At 70.4% G+C, this 14604-nt stretch carries 18 protein-coding genes, 1 other RNA gene and 1 pseudogene; 14 read left to right on the top strand and 6 right to left on the bottom strand.

Annotated elements, in window-relative coordinates:
• Positions 1-29 precede the first annotated feature (29 nt).
• The 5 genes from ACN269_RS11770 to mctP all read left to right on the top strand — a co-directional run bounded on the left by ACN269_RS11770 (position 30) and on the right by mctP (position 4784).
• Complete coding sequence (locus ACN269_RS11770) at positions 30-866, top strand: Nif3-like dinuclear metal center hexameric protein (RefSeq protein WP_421476292.1); 837 nt, start codon at positions 30-32, stop codon at positions 864-866.
• A complete protein-coding gene (locus ACN269_RS11765; RefSeq protein ID WP_421472484.1) occupies positions 856-1593 on the top strand; it encodes a zinc ribbon domain-containing protein in 738 nt (245 codons plus the stop codon). Before ACN269_RS11770 ends, ACN269_RS11765 begins: the two co-directional genes overlap by 11 nt.
• 3 nt (positions 1594-1596) lie before the next feature.
• Complete coding sequence (locus tag ACN269_RS11760) at positions 1597-2754, top strand: bifunctional RNase H/acid phosphatase (protein WP_421472483.1); 1158 nt, start codon at positions 1597-1599, stop codon at positions 2752-2754.
• Positions 2755-2892: 138 nt separating this feature from the next.
• Positions 2893-3135: a DUF3311 domain-containing protein gene (locus tag ACN269_RS11755; RefSeq protein WP_421472482.1), complete on the top strand. Its 243-nt coding sequence runs from the start codon at positions 2893-2895 to the stop codon at positions 3133-3135.
• The gene (gene mctP / locus ACN269_RS11750) at positions 3135-4784 is read left to right on the top strand and encodes a monocarboxylate uptake permease MctP (protein ID WP_421472481.1); all 1650 of its coding nucleotides are present in this window, start codon (positions 3135-3137) and stop codon (positions 4782-4784) included. Before ACN269_RS11755 ends, mctP begins: the two co-directional genes overlap by 1 nt.
• A gap of 608 nt (positions 4785-5392) precedes the next feature.
• On the opposite strand, the gene ACN269_RS11745 is transcribed toward mctP, so the two are convergent.
• Positions 5393-5851: a MarR family winged helix-turn-helix transcriptional regulator gene (locus tag ACN269_RS11745; RefSeq protein ID WP_355051448.1), complete on the bottom strand. Its 459-nt coding sequence runs from the start codon at positions 5849-5851 to the stop codon at positions 5393-5395.
• Between the two features lie 54 nt (positions 5852-5905).
• Here ACN269_RS11745 and ACN269_RS11740 point away from each other — a divergent pair, with 54 nt between their 5' ends.
• Positions 5906-7138, top strand: a complete 1233-nt coding sequence (locus tag ACN269_RS11740) for an MFS transporter (protein WP_421472480.1) — start codon at positions 5906-5908, stop codon at positions 7136-7138.
• A gap of 189 nt (positions 7139-7327) precedes the next feature.
• Here the strand turns inward: ACN269_RS11740 and ACN269_RS11735 are convergent, their stop codons facing one another.
• Positions 7328-8089 (bottom strand): sulfite exporter TauE/SafE family protein, encoded by a 762-nt coding sequence (locus ACN269_RS11735; protein ID WP_421472479.1) that lies wholly within the window; start codon positions 8087-8089, stop codon positions 7328-7330.
• A gap of 189 nt (positions 8090-8278) precedes the next feature.
• Here ACN269_RS11735 and ACN269_RS11730 point away from each other — a divergent pair, with 189 nt between their 5' ends.
• The 3 genes from ACN269_RS11730 (at position 8279) to rnpB (ending at position 10400) form a co-directional block, all read left to right on the top strand.
• Positions 8279-8809, top strand: coding sequence for a hypothetical protein (locus ACN269_RS11730; protein WP_421472478.1), 531 nt, complete (start codon positions 8279-8281; stop codon positions 8807-8809).
• Between the two features lie 67 nt (positions 8810-8876).
• A complete protein-coding gene (locus ACN269_RS11725; RefSeq protein ID WP_421472477.1) occupies positions 8877-9833 on the top strand; it encodes a threonine/serine dehydratase in 957 nt (318 codons plus the stop codon).
• 150 nt (positions 9834-9983) lie between these two features.
• Positions 9984-10400: RNase P RNA component class A (rnpB, locus tag ACN269_RS11720), an RNA gene on the top strand.
• Between the two features lie 67 nt (positions 10401-10467).
• On the opposite strand, the gene ACN269_RS11715 is transcribed toward rnpB, so the two are convergent.
• Complete coding sequence (locus tag ACN269_RS11715) at positions 10468-10815, bottom strand: hypothetical protein (RefSeq protein WP_421472476.1); 348 nt, start codon at positions 10813-10815, stop codon at positions 10468-10470.
• Positions 10816-10989: 174 nt separating this feature from the next.
• On the opposite strand from ACN269_RS11715, the gene ACN269_RS11710 reads away from it, so the two are divergent.
• Together ACN269_RS11710 and ACN269_RS11705 are read left to right on the top strand one after the other, a co-directional pair.
• Positions 10990-11328 carry an Imm51 family immunity protein gene (locus ACN269_RS11710; protein ID WP_421472475.1) on the top strand — a complete coding sequence of 113 codons (339 nt, stop codon included), beginning with the start codon at positions 10990-10992 and terminating at the stop codon, positions 11326-11328.
• A gap of 94 nt (positions 11329-11422) precedes the next feature.
• The gene (locus tag ACN269_RS11705; RefSeq protein WP_421472474.1) at positions 11423-12103 is read left to right on the top strand and encodes a hypothetical protein; all 681 of its coding nucleotides are present in this window, start codon (positions 11423-11425) and stop codon (positions 12101-12103) included.
• On the opposite strand, the gene ACN269_RS11700 is transcribed toward ACN269_RS11705, so the two are convergent.
• Positions 12082-12273, bottom strand: coding sequence for a DUF397 domain-containing protein (locus ACN269_RS11700; protein ID WP_421472473.1), 192 nt, complete (start codon positions 12271-12273; stop codon positions 12082-12084). The genes ACN269_RS11705 and ACN269_RS11700 overlap by 22 nt on opposite strands.
• Positions 12260-12541, bottom strand: a pseudogene (locus ACN269_RS11695) (Scr1 family TA system antitoxin-like transcriptional regulator); the annotation flags it as partial. The gene ACN269_RS11700 and the pseudogene ACN269_RS11695, both read right to left, overlap by 14 nt.
• On the opposite strand from ACN269_RS11695, the gene ACN269_RS11690 reads away from it, so the two are divergent.
• Entirely contained in the window at positions 12500-13189 is a 690-nt protein-coding gene (locus ACN269_RS11690) for a hypothetical protein (protein ID WP_421476696.1), read from the top strand. The pseudogene ACN269_RS11695 and the gene ACN269_RS11690 overlap by 42 nt on opposite strands.
• Positions 13190-13298: 109 nt before the next feature.
• Here ACN269_RS11690 and ACN269_RS11685 read toward each other — a convergent pair whose 3' ends face one another.
• Positions 13299-13655 (bottom strand): hypothetical protein, encoded by a 357-nt coding sequence (locus tag ACN269_RS11685; RefSeq protein WP_421472472.1) that lies wholly within the window; start codon positions 13653-13655, stop codon positions 13299-13301.
• Positions 13656-13731: 76 nt separating this feature from the next.
• Between ACN269_RS11685 and ACN269_RS11680 the strand changes: the two genes are divergently transcribed.
• Positions 13732-14088, top strand: coding sequence for a hypothetical protein (locus ACN269_RS11680; RefSeq protein ID WP_421472471.1), 357 nt, complete (start codon positions 13732-13734; stop codon positions 14086-14088).
• Positions 14085-14576, top strand: a complete 492-nt coding sequence (locus ACN269_RS11675; RefSeq protein WP_421472470.1) for a MerR family transcriptional regulator — start codon at positions 14085-14087, stop codon at positions 14574-14576. The genes ACN269_RS11680 and ACN269_RS11675 overlap by 4 nt, the downstream gene beginning before the upstream one ends.
• Positions 14577-14604 lie beyond the last annotated feature (28 nt).

Genomic DNA, 14604 nt, shown 5'->3' with positions numbered 1-14604 from the left:
CAAGCCGATCCGCCCCCACGGTGAGCGACGTGGTGGCCGAGGTGGAGCGCCGCTATCCGCCCGTCTGGGCGCAAGAGTGGGATCGTGTCGGCCTGGTGCTCGGTGAGCCGACTGCCCCGGTCCGCCGGGTGCTCTGCGTGGTCGACGTGGTGCCCGAGACGGTCGCCGAGGCGCTGGCCGTCGAGGCAGACATGATCGTCGCGCACCATCCGCTGCTGCTACGCGGGGTGTCGTCGGTCGCGCCGACGACCGTCAAGGGGCGGATCGTCCACGAGCTGATCCGGGCCGGCGTGGCGCTGTACGCGGCGCACACCAACGCCGACGTGGCCTCGCCGGGCGTCTCCGACGCTCTCGCCGCCCGGTTCGGCCTGACCGGGCTGCGACCGCTGCAACGGCCCGCGCCCGGCTCTCCCGCTCACGGCGACGACCGTGGTTTCGGCCGGATCGGGGAATTGCCCCACCCGATGAGCCTCGCCGAGCTGACCCGGCACGCCGCCGCCGTGCTTCCCGTCACGTCCTGGGGAGTTCGCGCCGCGGGCGATCCCCGGCGTATGGTTCGTACCCTCGCCGTCAGCGGCGGATCGGGAGACAGCTTCCTCGGCGCCGCGACCGCCGCCGGGGTGGATGCGTTTCTCACCTCCGACCTGCGGCACCATCCGGCCAGCGAGCACGTCGCCGCCGATGGTCCCGCCCTGATCGAGGCCGCCCACTGGGCGACCGAACGACCGTGGCTGGACGACCTGGCCGCTTTCCTGCGGGAGGCTCCGGGCGTCGAGACGCTGGTGTCCGACCTGGACACCGACCCGTGGACCGTGCACGCCGCCGCACCCGTTGTGGACGACAAGGAGCCCGACCGTGAAGGCTGACCCCCAGGTCCAGCGCCGCCTGCTCGACCTTCAGGCGCTCGACACCAACCTCGCCCAGCTCGCGCACCGCCGCCGGTCGCTGCCGGAGCGGGCCGAACTGGAGGCACTGGCCCGGGAGCTGTCGTCGCTGGAGGACGAGCGGGTACGCGCCCAGGTGGCGGTCGACGACCTGGACCGGGACATCGCCCGCCTGGAGAAGGACGTCGAGCAGGTCCGCGCCCGCAAGGAGAAGGACCAGAACCGGCTCGCCGCCGGCACCGGCCCGGCCCGGGAGCTGGAGGCGCTCCAGCACGAGCTGGCCTCGCTCAACCGGCGTCAGGGTGACCTGGAGGACGCCGAGCTGGAGTTGATGGAGCAGCGGGAGACCGCCCAGGGCGTCCTGGACGGCGTGGAACAGCGCCTCGCCGACGCCCGGGAGAAGCGGGCCGCCACCGAGCAGCGTCGGGACGACGCGCTGGCCGAGATCGCCAAGGAGGAGGAGTTCAAGCGGGGCGCCCGCCAGCCGCTCGCGGCCGACCTCCCCGGCGACCTGGTCACCCTCTACGACAAGATCCGCGAGGACACCGGGCTGGGCGCGGCGCTGCTCACCGCCGGCCGTTGCGGCGGCTGCCGGCTGGAACTCTCCGGCGCCGACCTGGCCCGCATCCGCCAGGCCGCCCCGGACGACGTGGTCCGCTGCGAGGACTGCCGGCGGATCATGGTCCGCACCAACGAGTCGGGTCTGTAGGTCGTGGCGCCGCGCGTGGTCGTCGTCGAGGCCGACGGCGGGTCCCGGGGCAACCCCGGGCCGGCCGGCTACGGCGCGGTGGTGCGTGACCCGGAGACCGGCGAGGTGCTCGCCGAACGCGCCGAGTCGTTGGGTACGGCGACCAACAACGTCGCCGAGTACCAGGGCCTGATCGCCGGTCTGCGGGCCGCCGCCGAACTGGACGCCGCCGAGGTGGACGTCCGGATGGACTCCAAGCTGGTCGTCGAGCAGATGTGCGGCCGGTGGCAGATCAAGCACCCCGGCCTGCGTCCGCTCGCCGCGCAGGCGGCCGCGCTGGTGGGCCGCTTCGGCGCGGTCCGCTTCACCTGGATCCCGCGCGAGGAGAACCGGCACGCCGACGCGCTCGCCAACGCCGCGATGGACGCCGCCACCGGCCGTACCACCCCGCCGACGTCCCCGAGCGCGCCCGCCTCGGCCACTGCGCCGCAAGGAGGCGCGTCGGCGGGCAGCGACCCGGCGACCGCGCCGGCCTCCTGGGAGCCCCGTCCGAGCTTCACGGCCACCCGGCTGATCCTCGTGCGGCACGGCGAGACCGCGTACACCGAGCAGGGCCGCTACTCCGGCCGCGGCGACGTGCCGCTCTCGGAGCGCGGCCGTGCCCAGGCCGCCGCCACCGGCACGCGCGTGGCCGCGCTGGCCCCGTCCGTCGCGGCCGTGCTCAGCTCACCCCTGTCCCGGTGTACGGCCACCGCGGCGGCGATCGCCGACGCGATCGGTGACGTGCCGGTACGCACCGAAGCCGACCTGATCGAGTGCGACTTCGGGCAGTGGGAGGGGCGCACCTTCGCCGAGGTACGCCAGCAGTGGCCGGGGGAGATGGACGCCTGGCTGGCATCGGCGCGGATCGCCCCGCCCGGCGGCGAGTCGTTCACCCAGGTCGCCGAACGGGTGCGTCGGGTCGTCGAGGCGCTGCCGAAGGCGTACCCCGGAGAGACCGTGGTGGTCGTCTCGCACGTCTCGCCGATCAAGCTGGCGCTGCGCGACGCCCTCGCCGCCACCGACGGCTTCCTGCACCGGCTCTTCCTGGACGCGGCCGGCATCTCGGTGCTCGACCTGTGGCCCGACGGCGGCATCGCCGTCCGCACGGTCAACGACACCGCGCACCTGCCCTCCGCCTGAGCAGCGCGCCCCCGCCATTCGGCGCAGCCGATGCGCCGTTCGGCGCAGAGCCGTCCGCACCGTGATCGCGACGGCGGTCACCGAGTCGTAGCCTCCGGCGGTTACATCGACTGTCTCGATTCCCCGGAGGTGTGTCAGATGGCTGCACCCGAACCGGAGGCGCCTACCAGGGCGCCCTCCAGGGCGAAGGACCACAGCCCCTGGAACTGGTTGCTCCTGATCCCCATTGTGGTGCCGCTCGTCCCGGCGTTCTTCAACAGTGACGCGCCCCGAATCTTCGGATTCCCGCGCTACTACTGGCTGCAACTGGCCTGGATCCTGCTCGGCGTCTCCACCACGACGCTCGTCTACCAGATGACGAAGAAGCGGGGGACCCGCTGATGTGGCGCGACCATCTCACCGAGATCATCGTCTTCTCGCTGCTGTTCCTGCTGGTCAGCGCGATGGGCTTCGTGGCCGCCCGCTGGCGCGCGCCGAAGGACATGGCGCACCTCGACGAGTGGGGCCTGGGCGGGCGCAGCTTCGGTGGCTGGATCACCTGGTTCCTGGTCGGCGGTGACCTCTACACGGCGTACACCTTCGTGGCGGTGCCGGCCCTCATGTTCGGAGCCGGGGCGGCCGGGTTCTTCGCCGTGCCGTACACGATCGTCGTCTACCCGCTGGTCTTCCTGGTGCTGATCCGGCTCTGGTCGGTCTCGCACCGGCACGGCTTCGTCACCCCGGCCGACTTCGTCCGTCGGCGGTTCGACTCGCCCGTACTGGCGCTGCTCATCGCGATCACCGGCATCGTCGCCACCATGCCGTACATCGCGCTGCAACTGGTCGGCATCGAGGCGGTCCTCAAGACGATGGGCGTGACGGGTGACAGCGCCCTGGCCCGGCATCTGCCGATCATCATCGCGTTCGCCATCCTCGCCGCGTACACCTACCAGTCGGGGCTGCGCGCGCCCGCGCTGATCGCGTTCGTCAAGGACAGCCTGATCTACATCGTCATCCTGGTGGCGGTCATCTACCTGCCGTACAAGCTCGGCGGCTGGGGCGACATCTTCGACGCGGCGGACGCGAAGTTCCAGGCGTCCCCGAACCCGAACGACGGCATCCTGCTCAACGGCAACAACCAGCTCCAGTACGTCACGTTGGCGTTCGGCTCCGCGTTGGCCCTGTTCCTCTACCCGCACAGCATCACCGGCGTCCTGGCCAGCCGGAACCGTGACGTGATCAAGCGCAACATGTCGGCGCTGCCCGCGTACAGCCTGCTGCTCGGGTTGATCGCGCTGCTCGGCTACATGGCCATCGCGGCCGGGGTGAAGCCGCTGCCGGGGGCCAAGGAGGGCAGCGTCGACAACAACACGATCGTCCCGCTGCTGTTCGACCAGCAGTTCCCGGACTGGTTCGCCGGCGTCGCGTACGCGGCCATCGGCATCGGCGCGCTGGTGCCGGCGGCCATCATGTCGATCGCGGCGGCGAACCTGTTCACCCGCAACATCTACAAGGAGTACCTGAAGAGGGACGCCTCCCCGGCGCAGGAAGCCAACGTCTCGAAAATCACCTCGCTGGTGGTCAAGGTCGGCGCGGTCGCCTGCATCGTCTTCCTCGACCCGCAGTTCTCGATCGACCTCCAGCTCATCGGCGGCGTCATCATCCTCCAGACGCTGCCGGCGGTGGCGCTGGGCCTCTACACCCGCTGGTTCCACCGCACCGCCCTGATCGCCGGCTGGGTCGCCGGCATGGGCCTCGGCATGTGGATGCTGTACCAGGTCGCCAGCCCGACGAAGAAGCACTTCGGAGGCTCGGCGTTCCCGCTGTCCGAGTTCGGGTTCGACACCAAGAAGACGATCTACGTGGGCATCGTGGCGGTGCTGGTCAACCTGGCCGTCGCGGCGCTGGTGACGCTGATCCTGCGGGTACTGAAGACGCCCGACGGAGTCGACGGCACCGAGCCGGACGACTACTTCGCCGACGAGGGCGACCCGCGCGTCACCCCCGGCGTCGACCGCGACGCCGACTCGGCCCGCGAACCTGTCGCCTGACCCGCGTTTCCCGTTTCTCGTCCACCGTTCCCGTTCCCCCGGGCGCCTGCCGCGAGGCCGGCGCCCGGGGGCGCTCGGCAGGCCCGCCGCACCTCAGCACCCATCGCCCCTGGCCCCTGGCCCTCCATCCGGCGCTCGCCACCCGTCACCCGGCGCGCGCCAATCGCGGTCGAGGTTGCCCGTCGCCCGTTGCGTGCGCTGTCGCGAGTCACCCACCGACCAAGATCGTGCTCGATCCTTGTTCTAGTGGTGTCGGGCGGCGGGGGATGCCACTACATCCACGATGTTGCGCGATCTTGGGGCGAAACGGCTAAGCCACAGCGTCCGTAAGCCCGGACGGTGGCGGTGCAAGGGCCCGCGCGCCCACCTTCCACGTCGATCATGGAGTTCTGGTGCCCGGGTGGTGGCTAAATGCGCCTGTCCGTGTCCCACCACCACTCCATGATCAACGGGCCAGGCAGGATCGGTCCCGGCAGGGGTGAGGTCAAGACGGGCCGGGCCGGGCCGGGCGGGGCCAGGTCGGGGGGGGGGGGGGCAACTTCAGGGTTGTTGCTGTTTCGGGCGGGGCGGAGGCAGCAACAACCCTGAAGTTGCGCGGATCTTGACGTTCAGCGGGGGCGGTTGCGGTTTACCAGGGCCTGGTTGAGGCGGCCCAGCAGCCGTGCGAGGGTTTCTCGGTCCTCGGGGCTCCAGTCGGACAGCATGTCGCCGTAGAGCCGGGTCCGGGCCGCCTGTACGGCGGCCATCCGCTGGAGGCCGGCCGTGGTGGGGGAGATGACCGTGCCGCGCCCGTCCGTGGGGTCGGGGGCGCGGGCGATGAGGCCGTCGCGTTGCAGGGCGGAGACCTGCCGGGTCACCGTCGAGCCGTCCAGGTTGAGCCGCGCGGCGAGCGCGGAGACGTTCTGCGGGCCGGCGGCGTCGAGGTGCCGCAGGATGACGTACGCCGCTCGGTCGAGCACCCGGTGCTCGGCGGACCCGCTGGCCCGTCGGGTGGCCTCGCCGAAACGCATCAGCAGGGCCACCTCGGTCTCGATCAGTCCGAGGGTGCTCTCGTCGTCGTCGCTCATAGCTGTAGGATACAGGGTAAATACCTGTACGATACAGCTAATTGGGGAGTCGGAGTGGATCGGTCATCCGAACCAAACCGCAGTGCCATCTGCGCCACCACGCTGGTGGCGTTCCTCGCCATCGCCGGCATCGCCGTCGTCGACCCGATCCTGCCCGCCATCGGCGAGGCGATCGGGGTCACCGCCTGGCAGGTCGAACTGCTGTTCACCGCGTACATCGCGGTCATGGCCCTGGGCATGATCCCGGCGACGCTCGCCAGCGGCCGCTTCGGCTTCAAGCCGGTGCTGGTCGCCGGTGTCTCGGTGGTCGGCCTGGCCGCCATCCTCGCCTCGTTCAGCGGCAACATCGTGCAACTCTCCGTGCTGCGTGGCGTGTGGGGCCTGGGCAACGCGATGTTCTTCGCCACCGCGATGGTGGTGTTGGTCAACCTGGCCGTCGACCGGGAGTGGGTGGTCGGCCTCTTCGAGACCGCCCTCGGTCTCGGCTTCGCCGTCGGCCCGCTGATCGGCGGCCTGCTCGGTGAGGTGAGCTGGCGGCTGCCGTTCTTCGTGTGCGGCGTGTTCATGGTCCTCGCCCTCGCCGTGGCCGCCCGCAAGCTGCGCGAGCCCACCAACCGCCAAGCGCCGGTACGCGTCGGCCAGATCTTCGCCACCTACCGCCGCCCGGCGTTCATCGCGCTCTGTGCGGTCACCGCCGCGTACAACTTCGTGTTCTTCGTCGTGCTCGGCTACACGCCGCTCTTCCTGGGCCTGGACGTGATCCCGCTGGGCCTCGCCTTCACCGGCTGGGGCCTCGGCCTGGCCACCGGCATCCTGGTGATCGGCCACCGGCTCGCCCACCGGATCGGCGCGGTACAGACCGTCGGCGTGGCCATCGCCGGGCTGCTGGTCTGCATGGTCCTCTTCGCGACCTCCACCAGCACCGCCGAGGCGCTCGTGGTGCTGGTCCTCGCCGGCCTGTGCATGGGCCTGGCCAACGCCAACCTCACCGACCTGGCGCTCGGCCTCGGCTCCAGCGACCGCCGGCTCGCCACCGGCGCGTTCAACCTGGTCCGCTGGGGTGCCGCCGCGCCCGCCCCGATCATCTCCGGCAAGCTCGCCGAGCAGTCCCTGGCGCTGCCGTTCTGGGTCGGCTTCGGGGTGCTCGCCGTCGGGGTGCTGGTCTACCTGGCGTTCGCGCACATGATGGCCGCCGGTTACGGCGAGCGGGTCCTCTGGTCCCGCTGGAACCGTGCCGCCGCCGACACCGAGAAGTCCGTCGAGGAGCCGGTAGGCGAGGCCTACTGACCCGTCCCACTAGCCCGCCCGCCCGCGCCGCCCGCCCGCGCCGCCCGCCCGCGCCGCCCGCACCGAGATCCGCGCACTTTCGGGGATGTTGCTGCTTCCGGGTCTGCTGAGGCAGCAACATCCCGGATGTTGCGCGGATCTCGGCAGCGACGCCGGGCGGGCGACGCCGGGCGGGCGGGCGGGGGTGCGTCAGCGCAGGGCGCGGTAGAGCAGGTAGAGGCCGATCGTCGTGCCGAACACCACGATCAGGGTCTTGAGCACCACCGGCGGCAGCCGGCGGACCAGCCGCGCGCCCGCGTACCCCCCAAGGAGGGTGGCGGGCGCGACCACCGCGACCGCCGCCCAGTTCAGCGGGCCGAACAGGGCGAAAATCACGAGCGTGGTCAAGCCCACCACGGCCGAGAGCAGGTTCTTGATCGCGCTCACCCGCGCCAGCGTCGCGTCGAGCACCAGGGCCAGGCCGGCGACCAGCATCACCCCGAGCGCCGCGCCGAAGTAGCCGCCGTACACCGCGCCGAGCGCGACCATCGTCTGGACCGCGACCGTCCGCCGGCGTGGCGACAGGTCCTTGGGGTGGCCGACCAGCCGGCGTAGCGGGTCCTGGAAGGCCAGGACCGCGGTCGCGCCGAGCACCAGAAAGGGTACGACCAGCTCGAACGCGCGGGCCGGAGTCGCCAGCAACAGCAGCGCCCCGACGATCGTGCCGACGATCGTGGTGGGCACCAACGTGGCGAGCGCGCGGGGGCGCGGCAGGTCCTGGCGGCTGCCCGCCACGCTGGCGACGTACCCGGGGAAGACGGCGACGGAGTTGCTGACATTCGCGGGTACCGGCGGCAGCCCGACCGCGATCATCGCCGGGAACGTGATCAGCGAACCACCACCGGCCACCGCGTTGACCGTGCCCGCGGCGAGACCGGCGGCGAGCAGCAGCGCGGCGTGGGAGAGATCCATAGCCCCACGAGGCTAGCCCCCGCCTGCCGAGCTGGCGTCGCCGGATCGCCCATGAGCTGCGCGATCTTGCGGGCGGGGCATACCGGCCATCGTCGGGGTGGAGGTGCGACGGACGAGTCGCTCGGGCGTGCGCCCCGCTTGGCCGGGGGCGGCTCGGTGAGCTCCGGAAGCGGGGTGTGGACTACGGGGATGCCCTCACATCTGGACTTCCTCGCTGATGTCGCGGTCACCGGCACGGTCCTCGGCGTCGGCCCCGGCTCCCGCCCGGACGACTGGCCGGGCGTCCTGGGCGCCGACTTCCATGAGGCATCGTGGACCGATCACCACCTGGTGCGGCAGTTCGGGTTCGTCGATGCCAACTTCCATGACGGAACGGGCGAGTGGATTTGTGGTGACGTCGACGTCAAACTCTGGCAGTTGCACCGGTTCGACGACTTCGTCCCCGAGGCGATCCTCGGCCGGTACGGGGACTTCCCGCCGCGAGTGCCGTTCGAGGAGGTCGCCGACCGGCTCGTCAGCGCGGGCGTGGAGATCTATCACGTCAGCCGGGTGCATGTGGCGTCCCTCGAACAGTATTGGATACCGGATGGCAAGGTCATGTTCTCGTTGATCTCCGAGTACCAGCGGGACGACCTCCCCGTACTGCGGATCGGGGACATCCATGCGGTGTCCGCCACCGGCGTCGACCTTCGGGCGGAGCTGCTGACCCGCTATCGCTGACGGGGATCAGGTCGTCTGCCTCTGATCCGAGGTCTGACCCGTGCCGCTGCTGTGGCACGCTTCAGCAATGATCGAGCTCGCGGACATCGAGGCCGCCGCCGGCCGGATCGCCGGCCATGTGGTCCACACACCGACAGTGCCCAGCCCCGGCCTGTCCGAGCTGCTCGGCGTGCCCGTCACCGCCAAGCTGGAGCTGTTGCAACGTACCGGGTCGTTCAAGGCGCGCGGCGCGGCCGCGAAGCTGCTCGTCCTGGACGACGCCGAGCGGGCGGCCGGCGTGGTGGCGGTCAGCGGCGGCAACCACGGCATCGCGGTCGCGGTGATGGCCGGCGCCCTGGGCGTGGCGGCGACCGTGGTGATGCCCCGGACGGCGCCGGCGCGTGCCATCGAGGTGGCCCGCGCGGCCGGCGCGGACGTCCACTTGACCGACGGCATGTCCGCCGCGTTCGCGCTCATGTCCCGGCTGCGGGAGGACGGCCTGACCCTGCTGCACCCGTTCGACGACCCGGTGGTGCTCGCCGGGCAGGGCACGGTCGGACTGGAGTTCGCCGACGACGCCGGTGAGTTGACCGACGTGCTGGTCAGCGTCGGCGGCGGGGCGCTGATCTCCGGGGTGGCCGCGGCGCTGCGGGCACGTCGCCCGGGGGTACGGATCTGGGGCGTGGAGACCGAGGGCGCACAGGCGATGTCGCAGGCACTGGCCAAGGGTGGGCCGGTCGAGGTGCCGCTGTCGTCGATCGTCACCACGCTCAGCGCGCCGACCGTCTCGCAGCTCACCTACGACCACGTGACCGCCCTGGTCAGCGACGTGCTCGTGGTCTCCGACGCCGAGGCGGTCCGGGGGACGGTGGAGTTGGCCGAGCACGCGAAGGTCTGGGCCGAGCCGGCCGCCGGATGCCTGCTGCCGGCCGCCCGCCAGGTACGGGAGCGGGTGGGTGACGACGCCCGGTTGGGTCTCGTGCTCTGCGGCGGCAACTCGACGGTCGCCGACGTCGCGTCGTGGACGGCGAGCCTGGGGGCCTGAGCGCCCTCGGGCGTCTGCCGGGCTCGACGCGTCGTTCCTGCGTCCCGGCCGTCTCGCCCTCGTCGGCCGCGCCGGCCCGCCACCGTCATCGGCCGAGCCGGGGTGGGAAGGGGCGTCCCCGCCCCGCCGTTAGGATGGGGGCGCGACGGACGAGTCGACCGGGCGGTCGCGTCGGCGGGCTCCGGCCCGCCGCCGAGGAACGTCCGGACTCCACAGGGCAGGGTGGTTGTTAACGGCAACCCGGGGCGACCCGCGGGACAGTGCCACAGAAAACAGACCGCCGACCCCAACGGGGACGGTAAGGGTGAAACGGTGGGGTAAGAGCCCACCAGCACCCCGGGTGACCGGGGTGGCTCGGTAAACCCCACCCGGAGCAAGGCCAAGCAAGGGCCGTCACCGCAAGATGACGACCCGGCGCAGACGCTCGAGGGCTGCCCGCCCGATGTCTGCGGGTAGGCCGCTGGAGCCTGCCGGCAACGGCAGGCCGAGATGGATGGCCGCCGCCGTCGCGAAACCCCTTGGGGTACGCGCCGTGCACAGAATCCGGCGTACAGGTCGACTCGTCCGTCGCCCACCAGCTCAGAGACCTGATCAAGGCTCTGAGCTGGTTCTAGGCTCAAGATCGACGGTTCGACTAAGCGATGACCTGGTACCGCGCGAGCATAGACAGGACAGTTTCGATGCGGGCTGTCAGCAGATCGTCGGGCGCGTGGTGGACCTGAACCGTGGTGATGATGGATCCGGGGTCGTTCGCCAGCTCTACACGGAGCGTGGCGACGGTCCCGATGAGTGGGTAGTCGTACCACCCGTGCGGATCGTCGGCGTCCGTGCCTCTCAACCCGGCCTCGATGGCATCCCAGTCCCAGGCGTCGGCCTCGTAGTCGACCAGGGCTGCCAGTGACTCGATCAACGGGCGGACATTCGCAGCGAGGACCCAACTGCGGGTGCTCGTGGACGCACTCGCCCGAAGGCTGTCGCTCATGCACGTCAGGCTAGAGGGCAGTGAGCCGGTGAGCGTGCTCCTCGTCGACCGCGGGTGACGTTTGGGGACGGTGTGCCCGGCCGGGCGCATTGCACGAAGCGCAGCCGGGGCCGCGCCCTGGCCGTGATGATCTAACCCTTGTCGCCGTCCGACGACGCATGCCAGGCTTCGCCGATGACCTTGCTGCGGCTGATCGAGACGACTCCCGGGCGGTACTCGCTGTTGTTGAATGCCGGGGACTCGCCGGTTGACGACCTGGTCGAGGAACTCGGACACGAGCCGAACGGGTACTTCTGGGAGGGCGTGGCGCAGGTTCTCGTCAGCACCGAGGCTCAAATGCTCGAGGGCCGGTTCTCCTATGACCCCGAGGGTGGAATGTTTTGTGCCTACGGGACTGATCGTGAAGCGCTGGAAGAGTTGGCAGCACGAATGAGGGTGGTCGCGACCGACGGTGAACGGATGCGGCGGTTGATCACGGATGCCGAGGCGCGCGGGTTCGAGTTCGACGACTGACCGCCAGGGTGAAAACTGTCTGTCCTCAGCCGTCGACCTTTCTCGCGTGGGTTATCCGGTAGGCAGGGCTCGTAAGGCGGTCTAGCGTCGTTGGGTGAGCTTCGGCACCTACGCCCGCCGCGTGCGCAACGCTGAGCTGCCGTACCGGCAACGGGTCTCTGCGCTGAGCTCTTGCGTGCAGTTGTACCGGCCGATCGGCTTCCACGCCACGCTGAGTTTCCTTGAGGAGATCGCCGGACCGTTCGACCGCGACGAGGCGGCGTTGCTGCGCGCGTTGGACGCCCTCGTGGCGAGTCGTACGGGCTGGCATGCCGATCTCCGCGAGTACGCCGCCGAACGGAAGCTCGCCAAGCGCCGTGGGCAGCGGAGCCCTCACCCGACCGAGCGGAACACGAACGGCTTTCCCCGGTGCTGGTACGGCGCTCCCGGACGGGCTGCTCTGCACGCCGTGCGGTACTGGCGTCAGCATGAGGCACCCGGGCTGCTGGCAGAGCCGGATTCGATCACGTTGGACCTGGCCGCCTGCGTCACCGCGTCCCTGGCCGCAGGCGGCTCACTGCTATCCGCCGAACGAGAAGTGCTGAGCGCAACCGTCGAAGCTCTGCGGCAGCGGATGGGGTCCGAGACGTGGCGCAATGACTCGCAGGCTTACTACCGGGCGTTCGACCTGCTGAAGGTCGCACGGCACCTCGAGATGGCCGCCGACCCAGCGCCCGCATCCGTTGCCAGCGCGCGACCTAGATGCGGCCGCGATTACGGCCGCGCGACGACCTGAGCGACGAACGCCCGCCAGGCTGCCGGACCGAAGGTCAGTGCTGGGCCAGCGGGGTCCTTGCTGTCCCGTACGCCGACGATGCCGGGCAGATTGTCGGCGACCTCGACGCAGTTGCCGCCGGACGATCCGCTGCGCCGGGACTTGCGCCAGATGGCGTTAGTGAGGTCCATGATGGCTCTGCACTTCCTTCATCAGCTCGTTGGACTGTCGGCGCGGGAGTGCTTCGTTGCGAACGTTCTCCCACCTTGCCTGGAGAGTATCCAGCCGATCTTCCGTGTTGACCACGATGCCGCCTAGCTGATTCTCAAGGTGCCCGACCCACGCCCCGTCGCTGGCTCGGGCCAGCGCGAACGGCCCGGACAGCCCGATGTGCAGGCCCGCGCCAGCCGGAATCACGTGTACGTGGACGTGTGGCAGTTCGGCGATGGCGATGAGGTGGACACCATCCGTGGGTTGACCACGCCGTGTACCTTCGCCGCCGTTATGACCAGCGACCGCGACGCGACGCCCAGCGAGATAGCCACACCGGGGTGGAAGGGCACCGTCGGCTGTCTCGCGGCCGTCGTCATGCTGTGCGCCGTCTGCGCCGGAGTGACGTTTGTGCTCGGCTCGGCGATAGATTTCCGGCAACGCTTCGTTCCGTGGTTCGCCGAGTTGGCTTGCCAGGCCTCCGGCTGCGGCCGGTTCTCCATGGCCACGATCGGCTGGAGTGTGCGGGCGACTGCTGTCGTTATGGTGGCCGTGCTTGCGCTCGTGTACCGGCCGCGTCGATGGCTCTTCTACGTTCTCCTGCTCCCAGCTGTGGGGCTGGTTGTTCCAGGTCTGCTGCTCTCGGACGTCACGTACGAGACTGGCCACGAGCCGTGGATGAGAGACCTCGTGGTCGGGGTGCCGAACGGAGACGCCCTCGTGGTCGGGATCCACTGCGGGACGTGGGCCGCGTGGTTGGTGCTCTTGACCGTGTGGCTCGCGAGCGGCCGCATGAAGCACGGTTCGCGCCGCAACGTCTGGGCGTGGCAGCTCGTCCGCCTTGCGGCGCCCCTCATGATGCTGCCCGCCCTGGTGATCGCGCTGGTCCTGGCGTAGGTCCGAGCCGAGACCGCAGGGCATTGGAGAGGCGGCCCATGGCGGTTGACGCGTTGGGGATCCTGGACAGGTGGACAACCAGAACCTCGACGAGCTGATCCGGGCCGGCTCAGGACCCAGGATCTTCGGCGTCCCAGCCGAGATCGGCGAGTTTACGCAGGACCATGCCGACGCGCGGAGTCCAGAAGAGCAGAACCTGGTCGCGTCCCTCGACCTGGAAGGAGACGGCGGTCGCCGGCAGCGGGAACCGTCCGTATAGAGGTCGGTGCGGCAGCGCCTCCACCTCGAAGTGTGGCAAGGTGTCCGAACTGGTGCGCGATGTCAGGGTCAAGGTGCTGTCGTCGACGTGCAGCTTCACCGTTGGCCAGGCCATTCGGCGGACAGCCCTGAGCGGGCTGCCTCGGGTGAAGTCGAGGCGGTCAACGTAGGTGAGCCCACCGCGCGTATCGAAGGCATTCGAGATCACTGAGGGATGGTAAGGCGCGAGCACCGGGCCGTCGGGCTTGCATCCGATACCTGGGTACGGGCTTACCGTCGAGGGTATGAGTGATCCCCACAGCACGCCGGACGAGGCCTGGGTGCCGGATGCCTGCACCCTCCCGACGGCCGAACGGCCGCTGCGGCTCGCCGAATTCGATCGGCTCTTCACCACCGCGGTACGAGGCGTCGACCGACTGTCGGCGCAGCATCTGCGGTTGCGGCTCGACGGTGCCGCGCAGACCGAGGAGTTGGCGCGGGACCTGACGGCCCGAGAGTCGTCCTGCTGCTCGTTCTTCACCTTCGACTTCTCCCGCCCGGACCCCGTCTCGCTGTCGCTTGACGTCCGGGTGCCGGCGGCCCACGTCGACGTGCTCGACGCCCTCGCCGAGCGGGCCGTGTCTTCGGGGAGCCGGAGTTGACCGGGTCGCGCCTGCGCAGCGGTCAACTGGCCGACGCGGCCGGGGTCAACCAGCAGACCCTGCGCTACTACGAGCGCCGGGGCCTGCTCGAATCGCCGCAGCGTTCGCCGGGCGGGCATCGGCTCTACCCGGCCGAGACGGTCACCCTGCTGCGGGTCATCAAGACCGCGCAACGCCTGGGTTTCACCCTCGACGAGGTAGGCGACCTGCTCGACGCCGGCAGACACCGGCACCGGGGCCGATCCGACGCCGACCTCCAGGCGCGTGCGAGGGAGAAGCTCGTCGAGATCGAGCAGAGGTTGGCGGACCTGACGTTCATCCGCGACACGTTGCGGGACGCCATCTCGGCCGGCTGCGACGACCTGGTCACCTGCGCCGCAAGCCCTCGCTGCCCACTGCCCTTCGCCGAACTGGCGGAGCAACGTCAGCGGAGTCCTGCGACTGGGTATGGGACGAGTTCCCGACTGCCGCTGGCTCGCCGACGCTGAGGCCAGCAGAAGAGACGAACCGGCCGGG

This window comes from Micromonospora sp. WMMD736, assembly GCF_049179015.1.
GTDB lineage: Bacteria > Actinomycetota > Actinomycetes > Mycobacteriales > Micromonosporaceae > Micromonospora.
The sequence above is the reverse complement of the archived record's forward strand: the minus strand, read 5'-3'. Positions and strand labels throughout refer to the sequence as shown.